At 55.1% G+C, this 18,905-nt stretch carries 12 protein-coding genes; 5 read left to right on the forward strand and 7 right to left on the reverse strand.

Going from position 1 to position 18,905, the window contains the following annotated elements; all coding sequences use genetic code 11:
* The first annotated feature begins 17 nt into the window (after window positions 1-17).
* The gene (locus RHK62_RS00850; RefSeq protein ID WP_190278036.1) at window positions 18-800 is read left to right on the forward strand and encodes a YaaW family protein; all 783 of its coding nucleotides are present in this window, start codon (window positions 18-20) and stop codon (window positions 798-800) included.
* On the opposite strand, the gene RHK62_RS00855 is transcribed toward RHK62_RS00850, so the two are convergent.
* From RHK62_RS00855 to RHK62_RS00870, 4 genes are all read right to left on the reverse strand, one after another.
* Entirely contained in the window at window positions 797-3,796 is a 3,000-nt protein-coding gene (locus RHK62_RS00855) for a DEAD/DEAH box helicase (protein WP_310453115.1), read from the reverse strand. The genes RHK62_RS00850 and RHK62_RS00855 overlap by 4 nt on opposite strands.
* Window positions 3,797-3,805: 9 nt before the next feature.
* Window positions 3,806-7,603: an EAL domain-containing protein gene (locus tag RHK62_RS00860; protein WP_310453116.1), complete on the reverse strand. Its 3,798-nt coding sequence runs from the start codon at window positions 7,601-7,603 to the stop codon at window positions 3,806-3,808.
* A gap of 248 nt (window positions 7,604-7,851) precedes the next feature.
* Entirely contained in the window at window positions 7,852-8,574 is a 723-nt protein-coding gene (trmD, locus tag RHK62_RS00865; protein ID WP_302677013.1) for a tRNA (guanosine(37)-N1)-methyltransferase TrmD, read from the reverse strand.
* Window positions 8,574-9,683, reverse strand: coding sequence for a S49 family peptidase (locus RHK62_RS00870; protein ID WP_310453117.1), 1,110 nt, complete (start codon window positions 9,681-9,683; stop codon window positions 8,574-8,576). Before RHK62_RS00870 ends, trmD begins: the two co-directional genes overlap by 1 nt.
* 159 nt (window positions 9,684-9,842) lie before the next feature.
* On the opposite strand from RHK62_RS00870, the gene pipX reads away from it, so the two are divergent.
* Both pipX and gor read left to right on the forward strand, forming a co-directional pair.
* Window positions 9,843-10,124: a transcriptional coactivator PipX gene (pipX, locus tag RHK62_RS00875; protein WP_225901608.1), complete on the forward strand. Its 282-nt coding sequence runs from the start codon at window positions 9,843-9,845 to the stop codon at window positions 10,122-10,124.
* Between the two features lie 47 nt (window positions 10,125-10,171).
* Window positions 10,172-11,557: a glutathione-disulfide reductase gene (gene gor / locus RHK62_RS00880; RefSeq protein WP_302678604.1), complete on the forward strand. Its 1,386-nt coding sequence runs from the start codon at window positions 10,172-10,174 to the stop codon at window positions 11,555-11,557.
* On the opposite strand, the gene ctpA is transcribed toward gor, so the two are convergent.
* The 3 genes from ctpA to RHK62_RS00895 form a co-directional block, all read right to left on the reverse strand.
* Entirely contained in the window at window positions 11,544-12,782 is a 1,239-nt protein-coding gene (gene ctpA, locus RHK62_RS00885; protein ID WP_310453118.1) for a carboxyl-terminal processing protease CtpA, read from the reverse strand. The genes gor and ctpA overlap by 14 nt on opposite strands.
* Before the next feature lie 65 nt (window positions 12,783-12,847).
* Window positions 12,848-13,711, reverse strand: a complete 864-nt coding sequence (gene truB / locus RHK62_RS00890) for a tRNA pseudouridine(55) synthase TruB (RefSeq protein WP_310453119.1) — start codon at window positions 13,709-13,711, stop codon at window positions 12,848-12,850.
* Complete coding sequence (locus RHK62_RS00895) at window positions 13,711-15,150, reverse strand: TolC family protein (RefSeq protein ID WP_310453120.1); 1,440 nt, start codon at window positions 15,148-15,150, stop codon at window positions 13,711-13,713. The genes truB and RHK62_RS00895 overlap by 1 nt, the downstream gene beginning before the upstream one ends.
* A 147-nt stretch (window positions 15,151-15,297) precedes the next feature.
* Between RHK62_RS00895 and RHK62_RS00900 the strand changes: the two genes are divergently transcribed.
* The gene (locus RHK62_RS00900; RefSeq protein ID WP_310453121.1) at window positions 15,298-15,936 is read left to right on the forward strand and encodes a methyltransferase domain-containing protein; all 639 of its coding nucleotides are present in this window, start codon (window positions 15,298-15,300) and stop codon (window positions 15,934-15,936) included.
* A gap of 36 nt (window positions 15,937-15,972) precedes the next feature.
* Window positions 15,973-18,843: an aminomethyl-transferring glycine dehydrogenase gene (gene gcvP, locus RHK62_RS00905; RefSeq protein WP_310453122.1), complete on the forward strand. Its 2,871-nt coding sequence runs from the start codon at window positions 15,973-15,975 to the stop codon at window positions 18,841-18,843.
* Window positions 18,844-18,905: the final 62 nt, after the last annotated feature.

Genomic DNA, 18,905 nt, shown 5'->3' on the forward strand with positions numbered 1-18,905 from the left:
GCTGGAGCGAGAACCCCATGAACGAGCTACGGGCTGCGCTGGAATTGGCGACGGAGGAGGAGTTGCAAGACCTAACAGAAATTCTGTTTCGTCGTCGGCTCAATCCCTTGGACTATCTCACAACGCCGGATCCCATTGCCGTCCAAGCTCAGGATCGCCAAGCATGGCTCGATGATATTGAGGAGCGGTTTCGCTTTTTGGCGGCAGATGGTCTGACAGTACTCAAGGGCAAAGCACAGCAAATCAGCTATCGGCAAACGTTGATGCGGGTCTGTCGCTATCTGAAAATTAAGTTTTCCCCCAGTTGGACAGTCCCCGAACTGGAAATGGAAATCTTCTTGAATGTGTTGCAGCGGATGTGGAAAAAGCTGGGGGATGAGGATCGCAAGGTCTTGGCTGCCCAAATCCAAGATAGCTTGCCCGAACTGCGCAACGGCCACCCGATTTCTATGGAAACTGTACGCCTGATCCTAGAGGGAGGCGCGGCGATCGCCATCAGTTCTGTTGTCCGCTCCATGGTGGTGCAGCAGGTGGCTCGTCAATTTGCCATTCACTTTGCTGGGTACAAGCTCTCCATCACTCCCTTGGTGTCTCGGGGCGCTGCCGTGGGAGCCGCTAAATTTGCCCTCGGTCGCAGCGTCTTAGCCTTTGCCAGTACAGCTTTGTGGGTGTGGTTTATTGCCGACTTGGGTTGGCGTGCCATTTCCACCAACTATGCGCGCATTATTCCCACCATTTTCGCGATCGCCCAAATTCGCCTCCTACGCGGTGAGCAGGCATCCCAGTGGGCAATGGCCTAGAGTGTGATCACCCGCTCTTTGTCCAGGGTGAGCAGTTGCCGCAGTTGATCGAGGTTGAGTTCGGTTAACCACTGTTCGCCACTGCCCACAATCATGTCCGCAAGCGCTTTTTTCTGCTCAATTTGCTCGTGGATCTTTTCTTCAAGGGTACCCGTGCAGACAAATTTGTGGATTTGGACAGTGCGGGCTTGGCCAATGCGGAAGGCGCGATCGCTGGCCTGATTTTCAACCGCGGGGTTCCACCAGCGATCGTAGTGAAAGACATGATTGGCACGGGTGAGATTTAAGCCCACGCCCCCCGCTTTTAGGGAAAGGATAAAGACCGTGGGTGCCTCAGGATCGTGCTGAAAGCGTTCCACCATGAGTTCTCGCTGCGCTTTGGGGGTGCGTCCCGACAGGAAAAAGATCTCCTGCTGTAGTGCCTTTTCGAGATAGGTTTTCAGGTGGGTGCCAAATTCGGCAAATTGGGTAAAGACAAGGGCGCGATCGCCCACTTCCTGAAGCTCTTGCAACATTTCTATGAGGCGTTGCAATTTACCCGAGCGATCGGGGGCATAGTCTTCCTGCTTGAGATACTGGGCGGGATGGTTACAGATTTGCTTGAGTTTGGTCAGCGTAGCCAAGATATGGCCGCGCCGCTGGATACCTTCACTATTTTCAATGGCAGCAAGGGAGTCTTCCACCACCGCAGTGTAAAGCTGCATCTGCTCTAGGGTGAGACCGCAATAGACCAGCATCTCCTGTTTTTCGGGCAGGTCTTGGATAATGCTGCGGTCAGTTTTCAGGCGCCGTAGAATGAAGGGCTGAACATAGGTGCGCAGGGCGTTGAGGGAGGTAGTGTCACCATAGCGTTCAATGGGTCGCACATAGCGGTGCTGAAAGTAGGTGCGATTGCCCAAGTACCCCGGATGCAGAAAGTCCATAATCGACCAGAGTTCAAGGAGACGATTTTCTAGGGGGGTTCCCGTCAGGGCAATGCGAAACTGGGCGGAGAGTTCCCGTGCCGCTTGGGACTGCTGGGTGTTGGCATTTTTGATGTTTTGGGCTTCATCGAGGACCAGATGCTGCCATGACACCTGTTGCAAGGTGGCGCGATCGCGCTGCAGGAGGGCATAACTGGTGAGAATCAGATCGTGAGTTTCGACGTTTTTCAGAAATGCCTTGCCCTTGGGGCGATCGCTGCCGTGGTGGACATAGGCACGCAATGTCGGTGCAAATTTTTGGCACTCCCGTAGCCAGTTGCCCAGTACCGAGGTGGGACAAATCAACAGTGTCGGTCGGTAGGCACGTCCTGCTTCCTTGAGGTGGAGCAAAAAGGCCAACAGTTGAATCGTTTTCCCTAAGCCCATATCATCGGCCAAGCAAGCCCCCAACCGCCAGCGTTCCAAGAAACTCAACCACGCCACCCCTCGCGCTTGGTAGGGACGCAGTTCACCACAAAATTCCTGCGGTGTCGGCACTGGATCAAGGGTTTGTTTACCCGTGAGGCCATCGAGTAGTGCCTGAAGGGCAGCATTGGCGTCTAAACCAAGAATGGGTAACTTGGCCACCGTTACCGTATCCCCGGTGGCAATGCGCAGCGTATCGGCAAGGGAGAGCTGGGTCTTTTGGGGAGACTGGAGAAACTCTTGAGCGGCCTTGACCTCTTGGGGACGCAGCAGCACCCACTCACCATTGAGATAAACAAGGGGACTCTCTTGGCGGCGCAGTTGATCAAAATCTGCTTCCGAGAGGGGATGCTGCCCCAACTGTAATTGCCACTGAAACTGCATCAAGCTCTCAATACTCAAGCCGCTGGTGGCGGTGGGCGGCAATGAAGCAATCATCCTCAGACCCAAGCGATGCTGGGCGCTATTGCGGCGCAAACTCGGCGGCACAATAATTGCAACCCCCTGCTGCTCAAGGAGCGGAATGGCACTTTGCAAGAAGGCATAAACTTCCGTGGTTTGCAGCGTCAGACCCACAGGGGAGGGTTCTTGGAGACTGCGATCGAGGGGACGATAAATGCGTGAGGCCAAACCCAGTCCCCGCAGCAGGGTTTCTTGGGGCTGCCAGAGCACTTGTCCGTGATAGAGGAGGGACTCTTGCGTACATTGCCAAATCTCGGCTGCCGCCAGCATCGTTTCCGTTTCGCCCTCCGTTTGTAGGCCAAAGGCCAAGCGCCAATCACCCTCGGCAGTATCTGGGGGCACCAGTTGCAGTGCCAAGCGCCATTGGGGGCGCAGATCCAACTGCTCGCGGTAGGGTTCTTGCCAACGTTGGAGCCGTTCCACAAAAGAAGGCGGCAGTTCCGTTGCTTGCCCTGTTTTGAGGAAAGTCAGCCAGTGACTATGCTCCTTAGCCAAGCCCACTTTGGGTAACTCTAGGGTGGCAAGGGCAGTGTGGAGATAGCCCTGCAAGGTGTGGTGCAGAAAATCTGCCAATAGATCGGTGGCATGGGGCGGAAACCGCAGCGCCGTGGCATCAGTTTGATAACAGCGACATAAATGCGGCATCCGTTGGCTAAATTGCCGAAAGCGATCGCGATCGCCCCCATGGGTGAGCAGAATCCGCCACCCTTCAGCCGTAGGCAAGTATTGGCCGCGCACAATTAAATCCAGTAACCAGCGACTAACGTGCAGCCAATAGCGCAGATCATCGCCAATAGCAGCGCTTTCGCGACCCTGAAGACCCAGTTGATGTAGTTGCTCTAAAACCCCTGAGGCAGGAATCGCCCAACCCGGCACCTGCCAGAGAAACAGCGGTTCGCCGTTGACTTCCGCTAGGGGAGGTGGTAACAGGTGATGCTCCTGAATCTGTGCGGGCAAAGCAGCATAGGCAACACTCGGACTGGCCTTGACCAGCGGAGGTGTCTTCAGTTGGGTGGCATAGGGATAAACAGGCACAGCAGTCGGAACCCAAGGCGTGATTGCCTGAGTGAGCGATCGCCATTCTTCTGCCCATACAAAAAAGCGCGGCGTCGGCGTTGCCAGCCACGTCCCATGGAAAACAGCCATGCCAATATTTTAGTGGGCTTTCAAGAGGGATGCGAGTGCTTCAGCAGGCATGGGTCGGGCAAAGAGATACCCTTGACCATAATCACACCCCAGTCGCTGCAGGATGTGCAGTTGGTCGCGGGTTTCAATCCCTTCGGCAATAACGCGGTAGCCCAACTCCTGAGCAAGGACTAAAATCATCTTGGTAATTTTGAGGTTGCGCTGGTTGTCTTCCAATTGCTGGACAAAGGCGCGATCCACCTTGAGGTGGTGAATCGGTAGGCTGTGGAGATAACTCAGGCAGGAATAGCCCGTTCCAAAATCGTCAATACTAATTTCAATGTGGCGCTCCCGCAGTGACTCTAGGAGACTCAGCATTTCACTGCCCAATTCAAGGGCGATGCTTTCGGTGAGTTCTAGAACCAACTGTCCTCTGCCCAAGGGATACTGTTGCTGAATGCGGCTAAGGTGGTGGAGGAAACTGGGGTGCTTCAGTGTCTTGGCCGAGACATTCACACTCAGGATCAAGTTGGCTGCCCCTTGGAACTGCTGTTGCCACAACCAAAACTGTCGACAAGCCTGCTCCAAAACCCACTTGTCAAGGTCAACAATCAGCCCTGTATCCTCAGCAATTGAGATGAAAGCACCCGGCAGAATCAGTCCGCGTTCAGGATGTTGCCAACGCACTAGGCTCTCCATGCCCACCAGTTGTTGATCTGCCAAATTAAAAAAGGGCTGATAAAACAGCTGCAGTTCTCCATGGCTGAGGGCATGGCGCAGATCGTGTTCAAGGTGGAGGCGCTCTAGCACCTGTTCGTACATCTGGGCGTTAAAGATGGCGTAGCGTCTTGTGGAGTGGGCTTTCGCTTGATACAGGGCAATATCGGCATCCCTAAGGACAGCAAAAGCCGTTTTATACTCATTTTGGGCAAAGACGACACCAATACTACTGCTGAGGAAAATTTGCCGCTCCTCTACGACCAAGGGTTCTTGGAGGCAACGGGTAATTTGCTCGCAAAGAGCAATGGCACTCTCCAAGTTGGGTAAAGCGGTTGCCAAAATCACAAACTCATCTCCGCCGAGGCGAGCCACAATATGCCTATTTTCGATGAGACGCCGCAGCAAAGTGGCAAAGGCAATGAGCAGGCGATCGCCCACTGCATGGCCGAGGCTGTCATTGATCACCTTAAAGCGATCCACATCCAAAAACAGCACGGCATAGTGAAGCTCAGGATTCCTTTGAGCTGCGGCAATTGTGGCTGCCAACTGCTCCATGAAGTAGAGGCGGTTGGGCAACCCTGTCAGGGGATCGTGATAGGCCTCATGCTCTAGCTGCAATTGCACCTGTACCCGACTGGTGACATCGCGGGAACTGGTCTGCAACTGTTGCAATTGTCCCTGACTGTCGTAGCGGGGCTTGAAGAGGGTTTCTAGCCAGAGCAACTCCCGATTCGCTGTACAGGCTCGATGGGTGATGGGCCAAAACCGCTGCTGCTGAAGCATCTGTTGCAGTTCCTGCTTGACCCGCGATCGCTCATCGGGATGGCACAACTGCGTAAAATGCTGACCAATGAGCCTCCCAGAAGACCAACCCAATAGGGTTTCATAGGAGGGACTAACATACAAACACCGGCCTTCCCGATCTAAAAGGCACACAATATCGGTCATGTTTTCCGCCAGCAGTCGATAGCGTTCTTCGCTTTCGCGCAGCGCCAGTTCAGCAGCTTTGCGGTCTGTAATATCAATATGGGTACCCACCACCTTAGAGGGGCGATCTTGGGCATCCCGAATTAACACGGCATTGCTGTGGAACCAGCGGTAGGTTCCATCGTGGTGGCGCAGGCGAAAATCAATGTCATAGTCCGCTTCACCGCGCAGAAATTGCTCGTAGGCCGCAAGGGCGCGATCGCGATCCTCGGGATGGAGTTGCTCCTGCCAATCTGCGCAACTGAACGCTTCAGTCCTAGGCAGGTCGCCCAGCTGGGCTCTGTGGGTTGGCGAAACAAGCATGGTTCCCGTAGAGAGGTCATGAAAATAAAAGCCAATCTTGGAAGCACGGATAGCCACCTCTAGCTGGGCCTGCTGCTCCTTGAGGCGCTCTTCGGCCAAATGGCGCTCAGTGACATCCAAGATCACGGTGTACCAGACCACGACCCCATTAGCCGCCAAGGTGGGCTGTCCGGCACCCTCTAGCCAGCGCACTTCGCCGCTGGTGGGATGAATAATGCGCCATTGCCAAAGCCATGGCGTCAAATTTGCCGCAGAATAGAGAACCGATTGCCATGTGGCTTCCCGATCCTCTGGATGTACCAGCTGCCACAAACTTTCACCATCCTCAGCAGCCACCGCCGCCGGGATGCCCCAAAGACGTTCGCACATTGGATTCAGATAAAATACCCGATTGCGACCATCGGGGTACTGTTCATAGCGAAACAGGGCACCAGGTAGGTGAAGAGCTGTCAAACGAAACCGTTCTTCACTCTTGCGCAATGCCGCGGCAAGACGGGAACGTTTAGCCAGTTCTTTGCGGGCTTGGGCGTATAGATTGGCCTGGTAAACCGCCACCTCCAGTTGGGTGGCAATGGTACGCATAAAATTGATTTCCACTTCTGACCACGCATGGGTTTGGTGCGGCACAAACAAACTCAGGCTGCCCCAAGGGCGCTCTTTAACAATCAAAGGCACCAGTAACCATGCCCCCGGCAATTGTTCCGCAAAGGCTCGATTCACTGCATCGGTCAGTTGGCAGGTGTCGGCGATGGCAACCACTTCTCCTGCCTTCAGCCGTGTGGCCAAGGGATTGTCCTGATCTGGGATTTCAAAGCCAAGAAACCGCGGCGCATTGGCATCGCTGTGATATTCAGCAACCGGCTGCCACACCTGCCTTTCCGGAAGGTAGCGAACCACACAGGCATCCCATCCCAGCCCTATTTCCACAATTTCCCGCACAGCGGTGTCAAAGATGGTTTCAAGGTCAAGGGAATTGCGGATGGCTTGAATGACACGATTGAGAGCCTGCTCGCGCAGTAGTTGATTTTTGAGCGTGGTCACATCTCGGCCAACGGATTGAATCCCACTGAGGGAACCATCAGCCGTAAAAACCCCTGAATTCAGCCACTGGATCCAGCGACTCCCTTTTTGGGGATGAGGTAGGCAACTTTCGCAGGTAAATAGGGGCGCAGCGGGTGTAAGCTGCATCACCTGCGCTTGGAAACAAACGGCATCTTCACAGCAGACGAACTCCCCTAAGGGGCGACCAGTGACTTCAGCAGCAGAACAGTTAAAGAAGCGGCAAAAGGCCTCATTGGCAAATAGGATGGTGGTATCTGGGTGCAGGGATAGAAGAAAATCACCTTGGTCTTGGAAGATGCCGGAGTCACACTGCCTAGAATCAGGCTGCTGCTGACGAGAACAGGCAAGCCCTTGGGGCTGTATTTTCTGAGGTTGGCGCCCAGTAATGTCCTGAAACGTGAGCACAATGCACTGCAGATTGCCGCTGGGATCAACAATGGGGCGGGCGTGGATTGCTAGGGTTAATCGCCGATCGCTCAACAGCAGATCTACGGCCACAGAACAGGGTTCTAAACGCTGGTGGACTTGCCTATTGGGCAACTCTTCCTTGGGATAGGGGCGATCGCTACCGCAGTAGTAAACCTGCAGATTTGCCCAAATGTCGGCTGCCGCCGCTTGGGGATCCGTCACCGCCAAGAGTCTTTGGCCAAAGGGGTTAATGTAGCTAATTTCCCCCGCGGGATCAGCAAGAGCCACAGCAATTGGTAACGCCCCTAGGATTGCTGTTAGGTAGTGCCCCCCATCACTTTTCCCCATTCCATCTGACCGGTCGATCACTGAATCTGCACCGCCACTGGCATTGGGGGTGGCAGGCCTTAGGAAAGTGGGGAACAAACTATCCATAGGATTAATCGTAGGAAGTTACTGGGGCTCCTGACTAAAGCTAAGCGCAGCAGCTTTCTGATTACATATTCGTAATAATTACGATGGTACTTGCTATTATTTTTTTTTTTGACATATAACTGATTTATAACTGATTTTCTTAAGAAGTATAAAGTAATTTCCTATTCTCCTTCCTTGGTTTTGAGTGTGGCTTCCCGCTGAGCCAGCCAGCGCGCATACAGATCTGGGCGGCGTTGGCGAGTGCGTTCAATTTGCTGTGCCCGCCGCCAAGCAGCAATTTCCCCATGGTGACCAGAAAGTAAGACCGGCGGTACCGTCCACCCCCGAAACTCTGCGGGTCGAGTGTAGTGGGGATAGTCCAATAAACCGTCCTCAAAACTGTCTTGATGCAGGGAAGCCGCTTTGCCCACCGTGCCGGGCAGCAGTCGCAGCACACCATTGAGAATCACCAGAGCTGGAATTTCCCCACAAGTGAGAACAAAGTCGCCAATGGAGATCTCTTGGGTCACCAAATGCTCGACGACCCGCTCATCCACGCCCTCATAGTGACCACAGAGAATCACTAGTTGATCTCGCTCCTGCGACCAATGCCAGAGGTGCTGTTGGGTCAGGGGTTGCCCTTGGGGGGTGACATAGATCACTTCACGGCGGGGCAAGGAGGGCAGCGATTCCACCGCCGCAAAGAGGGGTTCAGGCTTCATCACCATGCCCACACCCCCCCCGTAGGGTTCATCATCCACCCGCTGGTGCTTATCAGTACTAAAGTCACGCGGATTCGTCAGGACGACCTCGGCAATCCCGCGTGCCAAGGCTTTGGCCATTAAGCCACTGCCGAGGGGGGAGGCAAAGAACTCTGGAAAGAGGGTAATAATATCGAAACGCATTACTGGCGGTGGCAAGAGAGGGAACCATAGTAGGCAAGGGCGCGCAATTGGCTGAGGGCACACAGTTGCTCTTGTTTCCACACCTGCTGGGTTTCTGGTGCTGGGGGAGGTGACTGGACACCAAAGAGTTGATTGATCAAAGGGGAGCGATCGCGCCGAAAACGGACAAGGGCATATTCTCCTTTCTTGAGCTTGGCAGCACTAGCAAGGGCACTGAGGGTGTCTGGACGGCTGCGGGTGCCATCAATGAGGCGATAGCGCTGCGCCTGCTCGTTACTGAAAATCATTGCTCCCATTTTGTTGCGAATAACGCTGGGATCAATGCCCCGTGCCTGCGCCACATGATTAATAAACTTGCTGTACTCCTGTTCAAGGCCGGCTTGGAAGACCTCAATTTCTTGGGGGGTGAGGCGACGGAAGGGATTGCCAATATCTTTGCTACGACCGGCGCTCAGTGTCCGTTCTTCAATACGGTTGGCAGTAACGCCTCCCATCAATAGGCCATTATCGAGACTGGTGGGGCGATCGTAGTAGAAAACACTAGGGCCGAGAATACCAATACTGCCAATCATGCTGCCGTGATCAGCGTAGATCCGATCCGCTGTCACCATAGCCCAAACGCCACCGGAGGCAGAAATGCCCTCAATAAAGGCATAGACCGGTTTTTGGGTGGCTGCGCGGTAGCTTCTAATGCCTTCGGCGATCGCCTGCGAGCCAAAGATCGTGCCGCCGGGAGTGCTGATATTGACAAAGACAGCCTTAATCGTTTCGTCCTTAGCCGCCTCTGCCAACTGCCGCTGCACTTCATAGCCGTAGGTGACACCGACAAGGGGCGCAAAGAAGCTATCTTCTTCGTTTTGCGGGCTGCCGAGAATTGGCCCAGTAATGTCAATTCTGAGAATGCGATCGCGACTGCCCTCCTTGCCGCTAACGTGCTCGTAGGGACTGGTTTCACTGGCGGGCGCCAACAAGACCCCGAGGAGGGCAAAGAAGATCGTGGCACTGAAGCCCACCACCCCCAATGTGAAAAAAAACGTTAGCGTGCCAAAAAAGATCACACCGCAGCGGTGAAACACACTGGGCCAAAAGGGGGGAAGGGAGCGCGTCATAGAGGAGGAAAGGGTTGAGTATAATCTGAAAAGTTTTTAGTCAAATGTTTTACTTATTTTAGCCGCCCCCTGCGGTTTTCTCCTGTTTTTGCCCCTCACAAGCCACCCTTGCCGTGTTGACCTGTCACGATCCTTTTGCGAGGTAGGTTCTCTCTACGAATGAAACCCTCGATGACCGCTGAGCAGTATCTCAATCACCCCACCTTTGGCTTGCTTTATGGGGTGTGCCCTATTGATGAGCATCGGCAACTTTTTACCACGTTGTATGCACAGCGGCTGTTCTTCATTGTCAGCCAACGGCCGGCAGGGATGGCGTTTGAGTCTATTAGTCGCACCGATGCGCGGATGCTCATTGAACAGCGGTTGCGATCGCTGCGCCGTCTTGGCAAAACTGCTGAATACCAAGCCCTACAAGCGATTCATCGCCAAGCCTTCATGTAACCCGATCCAGATTTCGCTAGACTGAGGCTAGGTTTTGGGGAGCAAGGATGAGCTACGACTATGACCTATTTGTGATTGGTGCCGGCTCCGGTGGCTTGGCGGCCTCAAAGCGGGCAGCTTCCTACGGCGCTAGGGTGGCTATTGCCGAAGGGGATAAAGTCGGCGGTACCTGTGTGATTCGGGGGTGTGTCCCTAAAAAGCTCATGGTCTATGGCTCCAAGTTTAGCCACCTCTTTGAAGACGCTGTCGGCTATGGCTGGCGCCCCGTTGCAGCCAAGTTGAACTGGGAGCGACTGATTCAAGCAGTGAACCAAGAGGTAAATCGCCTCAGTCAACTGCACATTAGCTACCTTGCCAAAGCCGGGGTCGAACTGCTGCCCTTTTTTGCCCGCTTTGCTGACCCCCACACCCTAGAACTCGTGGATCGCCAAGGACAGGTGCAACGGCGAGTGAGAGCGGCGAAAATCTTAATTGCTGTCGGGGGCGAAGCGATTAAGCCCAATGTGCCGGGCATTGAACACAGCATTACCTCGCGGGAGATGTTTTTGTTGCCCAAGCAGCCAAAGCGCATGGCTATCCTTGGGGGCGGCTACATCAGTGTTGAGTTTGCCGGCATTATGCAGGGACTCGGCACGGAGGTCATTCACTTTCTGCGGGGCGATCGCCCCCTGCGCGGCTTTGATCAAGACATTCAAGATGGTGTCTATGAGGGGATGATTCGCCACGGCATTGATGTCCGTCCCCAGTGCCACATTACGGGCTTGAAGCTCACCAAGAAGGGCAATATCCGCATTCGCTACGAACAGCAGGGGCAAGCCTGTGAAACTAAAGTTGATATGGTGCTGTGTGCCGTGGGGCGTGCGCCCAACTTGCAGGGGCTAGGTCTTGATCAGGCGGGGGTGCATCTTACGGCCAATAGTCAAGGGATTGTCGCCATTGCTGTGGATGAATACTACCGCACCAATCAAGAACACATTTTTGCTGTCGGGGACTGCACTAACCGCGTCAACCTCACTCCCGTAGCCATTGCCGAAGGACGCGCCTTTGCTGATACGCAATTTGGTAATCTACCGCGCACCCTCAGCTATGAGAATATTCCCTCGGCGGTGTTTTCCCAGCCGGAGGCGGCTTCGGTGGGGCTGTCTGAGGCGCAGGCCAAGGCGAAATTGGGGGAAGAGAATGTGACAATCTACCGTGCGGCCTTTCGCCCGATGTACCACAGTCTCACGGGTCGAGATGAAAAGGTGATCGTCAAATTGGTGGTGGAGAAAAATACGGAGTGGGTGCTCGGTGCCCACATGGTGGGGGATCATGCGGCTGAGATTATTCAAGGGATCGCGATCGCCCTCAAAATGGGCGCCACCAAGAAGGACTTTGATGCCACGATGGGCATTCATCCCTCGACGGCGGAGGAGTTTGTCACCCTGCGTTAGTGGCCACTTGCACCGGACTGTGGAGCAGCTCTAGGGCCGCCAGATATTGGGGATCTGCTGCTGTACCCATAGCCATGAGACTCTCGGGAGCATCGAGAACCCGCCGATCTGGCTCAATCCCCACTTTGTTGATGTTGTGGTGATTAGGGGTTTCGTAGTGGGCAATGGTAACCGCAAGGCCAGAGCCATCACTGAGGTTAAAGAGGGACTGAATCGAGCCTTTACCAAAGGTGCGATCGCCCACCAGTCGAGCACGGCCATGATCTTGCAGGGCAGCGGCTAAAATCTCACTGGCACTGGCGGTTCCGCCATTCACGAGAACGACGAGCGGATCATGGGTGAGGGCACCGCCGTTGGCATTGAGGCTATCAATGATCCCTTGGCGATCGACGGTATAGACAATGACCCCCGAATCCAACCACAGTTGAGCAATTTCCACCCCCGCCTGCAACAGTCCCCCCGGATTATTGCGCAGATCAAGAATGTACTCCTCCGCTCCCTGCTGCTCTAGCATTTGAATGGCTTTGCGCATTTCTGTGGCCGCCATAGCGCTAAATTGACCAAGGCGAATATAGCCAATGGTGTGTCCCTGCACTTGGCGAACCTCAGCCATAACCGGATTAATCTCAATGTGTCCCCGTTTCAGGGTGATTTCTTGAGGAGCTTCACTGCCCCGTTGTAACAACAAATGCACAGCAGAACCGGCGGCTCCCCGCATTCTTTCGGCGGCTTCATCAAGGCTGAGCTGGGTGGTGGAGACGCCATCAATGGCAAGAATGCGATCGCGGGGTTGAATCCCCACTTGGGCAGCAGGGGAGCCATCAATGGGAGCAATCACTTCGAGGACACCGGTTTCAGGGTCAGTGCTAATTTGCAAGCCGACACCAGTGAGTTCCCCAGCCGTGGTGGTTTGCAGGCTACGAAATTGGGCGGGGCGCAGTAGCCGTGTAAAGGGATCCTCTAGGCTCGCCAACATGGTTTGAATGGCCTCATAGGTCGCCTCGCGATTGGGTAGGGGACGTTTCAGCGCCTTTTCGCGCACCAGCCACCAGTTTTGGCCATTAAAAGAGGGATCCACGTAGGCTTGGTTGACAATGCGCCATGCCTCATTAAAGAGTTTTTGTTCCTCCGTTAGGGCGATCGCCGAGTCAGTGGGGAAAATGCCCCAGACTCCCACCAAGACCACCAAACAACAAATGAGACGTTGCAGCCAACGAACCCCCATTCCTTCACCTGCTGATTGCTTCTTTTTCCTAAGCTAGCACTAGAAAAATGCTTCGGAAGACACCGTTATGCCTTGAGAACCACCTTGGGATGCAGGCGATCGCCCCCACTCACTCCGATCCCCACACAGGTAGCGGCAAAGGTGACGCCCACGAACCTCTCCGCCGGCGGTAGCCCCTCACCAATCACGGCGCGGCCATGATACCAGTCGTTGAGTTGTACTTCATTGAGTTCAAGCCACGGTAGATGTGAGAGAACCGCTTGGGGCGGGCGCAGTGGTAAATGCTCTGGCGAAATGCTTTCTAGGGAATGGCTCTCCTCAATCCTCAGGCCACCACTTTCAATCCGTTGCAGGGCTGCCAGCGTTCCCCCTACCCCCAGTGCCGCCCCCAAATCGCGGGCAAGGGCGCGAATATAGGTGCCACCGCCACAGGTAATGCGCAGGGTCAATACTGGGTAGCATCCTGCTTGCCAATCTAAGACATCAATGCTGTACACCTCAACGATCCGCGGCGGCACGCTCACGACTTCACCCGCACGGGCACGGGCATAGAGCCGCTGGCCATCCACTTGAATCGCACTATAGGCGGGGGGATATTGCTCAATCTGGCCAATGAATTGGGGAAGCTGTTCCTCAATGGCCTCAAGGGTGAGGTGACTGGCAGATTGTTCTTGGCAAATGTCACCCGTAATGTCATCCGTGGTTGTGGTGATGCCAAAGCGCACCGTGCCAATATAGGCCTTGCGATCGCTCAAATAGGAGAGGAGTCGCGTCGCTGCACCAAGGGCGATCGGCAGCACCCCTGTGGCCATTGGATCTAATGTGCCCCCATGACCAATGCGCTTGAGCCGCAGCCGCTTTCGCAGTTCGTTAATGCAGTCGTGGGAAGTGCAGCCAGCGGGTTTATTCAGATTCAAAAAACCAAACATCAAGGCGTTGCCGTCAAGGGTAAGCCACTCACAAAGCGTTGCAGGGCAGCGATCGCTCGGTTGTAGTCAATGGTAGAACTCAACAGGTTGCTCTGGGCTTGAATCAGAGCCGTTTCTGCATTGCTCACCTCCGCTTGGGTGCCAATCCCTGCTTGGAAGCGCAGACGGGCAAGGCGCAGTCCCTCGGTGGCTTGGCGCACCGCCACTTCATTGGTGCGGATATTTTCCTGACTGGATTTGAGCGTGTAGTAGGCCTGCTCCACTTGAAAGCGAATTAAGTTGCGAAAGGCGGCATACTGGGCTTCAGCGATCGCGGCAGCGCTTTCCTGCTGGGCGGCACTGGCACGGGAGACCCCGCCATCAAAGAGGGTCAGGTTCATTTGACCCCCAACCGTATATCCCCAACGGGGTGCCCTCCCATCTGTGAGGCTATCAAGGGTGTTAAAACTTCCGCCGGCCACCAACTGCGGCCCTAGATTCCCCAAGGCCACCCGGCGCTGCTGCAGTGCTGCATTTCGTTGTGTCAGTTGCTGTTCCAATTCCACACGATTCCGAAACGCCAAGGCAATGCTCTCCTCAAGGGAGAGTTTCCATTCCCCAACTACCCGAATGGGGTCAGCCGCCCGCACATTGGCTTTGTCATTGAGACTGAGCAGCTGTGCCAGTTGGCGTTGAGCCGTTTGCAGTTGGCTTTGGGCTTGCACGAGTTGCTGTTGGTTATTGGCCAGTTGCACCTGTGCTGTGAGGACATCGAATTGCGTGCCTAAGCCAGCCCGTTCGCGGGCGATCGCATCCCGTAGACTAATTTGCGAGTTTTGTACCGCTGCTTCACCAATGCGCACCAGCGCCTCCGCCTGTTGAATGTTGTAGTAGGCATTGGTGACATCCTGCCGCAGTTGTTCAAATTCTCGCTGCAGATCCAGTTCGGCATTGCGCACCTGTTCCTGTGCTGCTTTGATACTGCCATCCCGTTGGCCAGAGGTGAAAATGTTGTAGCCCAGTTGCACCGTGCTGGTCCAAGTATTGCTGGTGGGATTGGCCTGCAAGGGGGGTGGTAGTTGGGCATTTTGCAGGCGAATCGCCGCTGAATCCGTGCGACTAATCCCCAATTGCAAGGAGATGCTGGGATAGAGAGCCGCCTCCGCTTGGCGCAGAACCGCCCGACTTTGTTGCAGTTGCGCCTCAAGGATTTGCAGTTGGCGATTATTCCGCCGCGCCAGTTCAATCGCTTCGTTGAGGGTAATGGGGCGATCCAAATCAATTTTTACTTGATCGGGACGACTCGGGAGATAGAGGGGATCGGGATTGGGATTGAAGGGCAGGAGATCGGTGGCCGTAGGGTTGGGTTGGGCGATCGCCCCCCCGCTCATGGTGATCAAGACCGCCACAAGGCTCCCCAGCAGCAGACTGCTTTGTTGGCAGATGGATGGTTGACCCATGCTCACTCCCGACACCGTTACAACTACGGATTCTCGCTACCACATAAGACTATAACAGTCCTTTCTCAAGGAATCGTTACCCAAAAGGCGGTACACTGACACTGAACTGGTTCCAATTCTGCAAAATTCAAGGCTTGATCCAGCGCTGTGGCAACCATTTTACGCACTTGGAGCTATCAATATCCGTGGCTCTACGACACCATTAGTGCCCTCGCAGCAATAACGGTGGGGGGGAGCGATCGCCTGCATCGGTTGGCTTGGCAAGATTTGGACTTACCCCGCAGTGCCGTGGTTTTAGACCTTTGCTGTGCCCATGGCGTGGTGACTCAAGCCTTAACTCAAGCTTTTGATCAGGTCACGGGACTAGATGCTTCCCCGAAGGAGATCGCCCGTGCTCGGCAGCGCGTGCCCCAAGCCACCTATGTGGAAGCCTTTGCGGAGAAGATGCCCTTTGCCGATGCCACCTTTGATCTGGTACACACCAGCATGGCGCTGCATGAAATGACTGCGGAACAACTGCGTGCCATTGTGGCGGAAGTGTGGCGGGTTCTCAAGCCCGGTGGCTGGTTTGCCCTGATTGATTTTCATCGTCCCCAAGTGCCTCTCTTTTGGCCGGGGATGGCTCTTTTTTTCTGGCTCTTTGAAACGGAAACCGCTTGGCAACTGCTGCAAACGGACTTAGCTGAGCAGCTACGGTTACAGGGCTTCACTGTCGAGCGGCAGACCTACCACCTCGGGCGCAGCTTGCAGGTGCTCCATGCCCGCAAACCCTGCCCAAAGAATTAAGATATATGAACGATTTACAACACGAGTGCGATAGCGATGGTAAGTTCACTGCCCCAACTGGAGATCAACTTAGAGACCGATGCCGAATTTGTCGCGCGGCACATTGGCATTACGCCCACCGATCTACCCAAAATGTTGAGCCTGTTGGGGTATGGCAGCCTCAAGGAGCTGATCACTGCCGTCATTCCCCCGGAAATTCGCTTGCAACGCCCTCTCGCTCTGGGTGAAGGTCTCAGTGAAACAGCAGCCCTGCAAAAATTACGCACCCTTGCCCAGCAAAACCAAGTTTGGCGCAGCTACATCGGCATGGGCTATTACAACTGCATTACGCCAGCGGTGATTCAGCGCAACATTCTGGAAAACCCCGGCTGGTACACCCAGTACACCCCTTACCAAGCGGAAATTGCCCAAGGACGCCTCGAAGCCCTCCTCAACTTTCAAACCCTTGTCAGCGATCTAACGGGCTTGCCCATTGCCAATGCCTCTCTCCTTGATGAGGCGACGGCTGCCGCTGAAGCCATGACGCTGAGCTTGAATGCCTGCCGTCAAAAGGGAGCCAACCGCTTCTTGGTGGCGCAGGATAGCCATCCCCAAAACCTAGCAGTGCTGCGCACCCGTGCCCTGCCCCTTGGCATTGAGATTGTACCCATTGACCCGATCGCCAGTGAATTGCCTTGGGAGAATGCCTTTGGCCTGCTCTTGCAATATCCCGCCAGCGATGGTGCGGTGCGATCGCCCCAAGCCCTGATTGCCGCTGCCCATGAACGGGGACTCTTGGTGACGGTGGCCACTGATTTGCTGGCCTTGACATTGCTGACACCGCCGGGAGAATTGGGGGCAGATATTGCCGTCGGCAGCTCCCAGCGTTTTGGTGTGCCCTTGGGCTATGGGGGGCCTCACGCCGCCTTCTTTGCCATCCGGGAAGACTTTAAGCGGCAATTACCCGGCCGACTAGTGGGGGTTTCCCACGATGCTCTCGGTCAAAAAGCATTGCGCCTTGCCCTGCAAACCCGTGAACAGCACATCCGCCGCGAAAAGGCCACCAGTAACATCTGCACTGCCCAAGTTCTCCTCGCAGTTGTTGCCAGTATGTACGCCGTCTATCATGGAGCCGCGGGGCTGCGGCAAATCGCTGAGCGCATCCATCAACGGGCAGTGACCCTAGCAGCAGGCTTAGCAGCAGCGGGCTATCCACTCTACCATTCTGAGTTTTTTGACACCCTACGCATTGGCTTGGGGAACCTGCCAGTACAGGTGCTCAAGGAGCGGGCAGCAGCGGCGCAAATCAACCTGCGTTACTTTGAGGATGGCAGTGTCGGCATCAGCCTCGATGAGACCACCACCGAGCAAGATGTGGCGGATTTACTGGCGCTCTTTGGCACAAGTCCTGCGGCAGTTGCCACGGGCGATCGCCTACCGCCAACCCTAAAACGCCAATCTGCTTACCTGCAGCACCCCGTCTTTCAGGACTACCACAGCGAACACGCCCTGCTGCGCTACATTCACCGCCTTCAGGCCAAGGATCTCTCCCTCACCACCTCGATGATTCCCCTTGGCTCCTGCACCATGAAGCTCAATGCCACGGCGGAAATGCTGCCCATCAGTTGGCCAGAATTCAATCAACTGCATCCCTTTGCCCCGGCTGAGCAAGCCCAAGGCTATCAGCAGCTGTTCCGTGAGCTAGAGGCAATGCTGGCAGAAATTACCGGCTTTGATGCCATTTCCCTACAACCCAATGCCGGTTCCCAAGGGGAATATGCGGGACTCCTAGTGATTCGCCAGTACCACCACAGCCGCGGCGAAAGCCAGCGCAATGTGTGTTTGATTCCCACCTCTGCCCATGGCACCAACCCTGCCAGTGCGGTCATGGCTGGCATGCAGGTGGTGGCAGTCAATTGCGATGCCCAGGGCAATATTGATGTGGCGGATCTGGCGGCCAAGGCCGAAACCTATGGCGATCGCCTAGCGGCCTTGATGATCACCTATCCCTCGACCCACGGTGTCTTTGAAACGGGAATTCGCCAAATTTGTGAGATCATCCATCGCTACGGCGGTCAAGTCTATATGGATGGTGCCAATATGAATGCCCAAGTGGGGCTGTGCCGTCCGGCGGACTTTGGTGCCGATGTCTGCCATCTCAACCTCCACAAAACCTTTTGTATTCCCCACGGCGGCGGTGGGCCGGGGGTGGGACCCATCGGGGTCAAGGCGCATTTAGCCCCCTTCTTGCCAACCACGCAGCTGATTCCCCAAGGATCGGAAATTGGCCCGGTGACTGCCGCCCCTTGGGGCAGTGCCAGTATTTTGCCGATTTCGTGGATGTACATTACCCTGATGGGGGGGGTGGGGTTGACACGCGCCACCGCAATTGCCATCCTCAATGCTAACTACATTGCCAAACGCCTTGAACCCTACTACCCGGTTCTTTACAAAGGTGCCCACGGTTTGGTGGCTCACGAGTGTATTCTCGATCTGCGTCCGCTGAAAAAATCCGCGGGAATTGAGGTAGAAGATATTGCCAAGCGGCTGATGGACTATGGCTTCCATGCCCCCACCATTTCTTGGCCGGTGCCGGGCACGCTGATGATTGAACCGACAGAAAGTGAAACCAAGGCGGAATTGGATCGCTTTTGTGAGGCGATGATTGCCATTCGCGCCGAAATTGCTGAAATTGAGGCGGGCGTCAGCGATCGCCAGCAAAACCCCCTGAAAAATGCCCCCCATCCCGCCCTGATGCTGGCCACAGAGCCATGGCCTTACCCCTATTCACGGCAAGTGGCTGCCTACCCCGCCCCTTGGCTGCGGGAGTACAAATTTTGGCCAGCGGTTGCCCGCATTGACAATGCCTATGGCGATCGCCACCTCGTGTGTAGTTGCTCAGTGCCCATCACTTCACCAGAGTCTTAAGCAAAGCTGAAATTTTTGCAGCGGTTCGCCATTCTCCTTGTCACCGCTCAAAGGGGGTTGCT

It is taken from the genome of Thermosynechococcus sp. HY213 (genome assembly GCF_031460975.1).
Lineage (GTDB): Bacteria > Cyanobacteriota > Cyanobacteriia > Thermosynechococcales > Thermosynechococcaceae > Thermosynechococcus.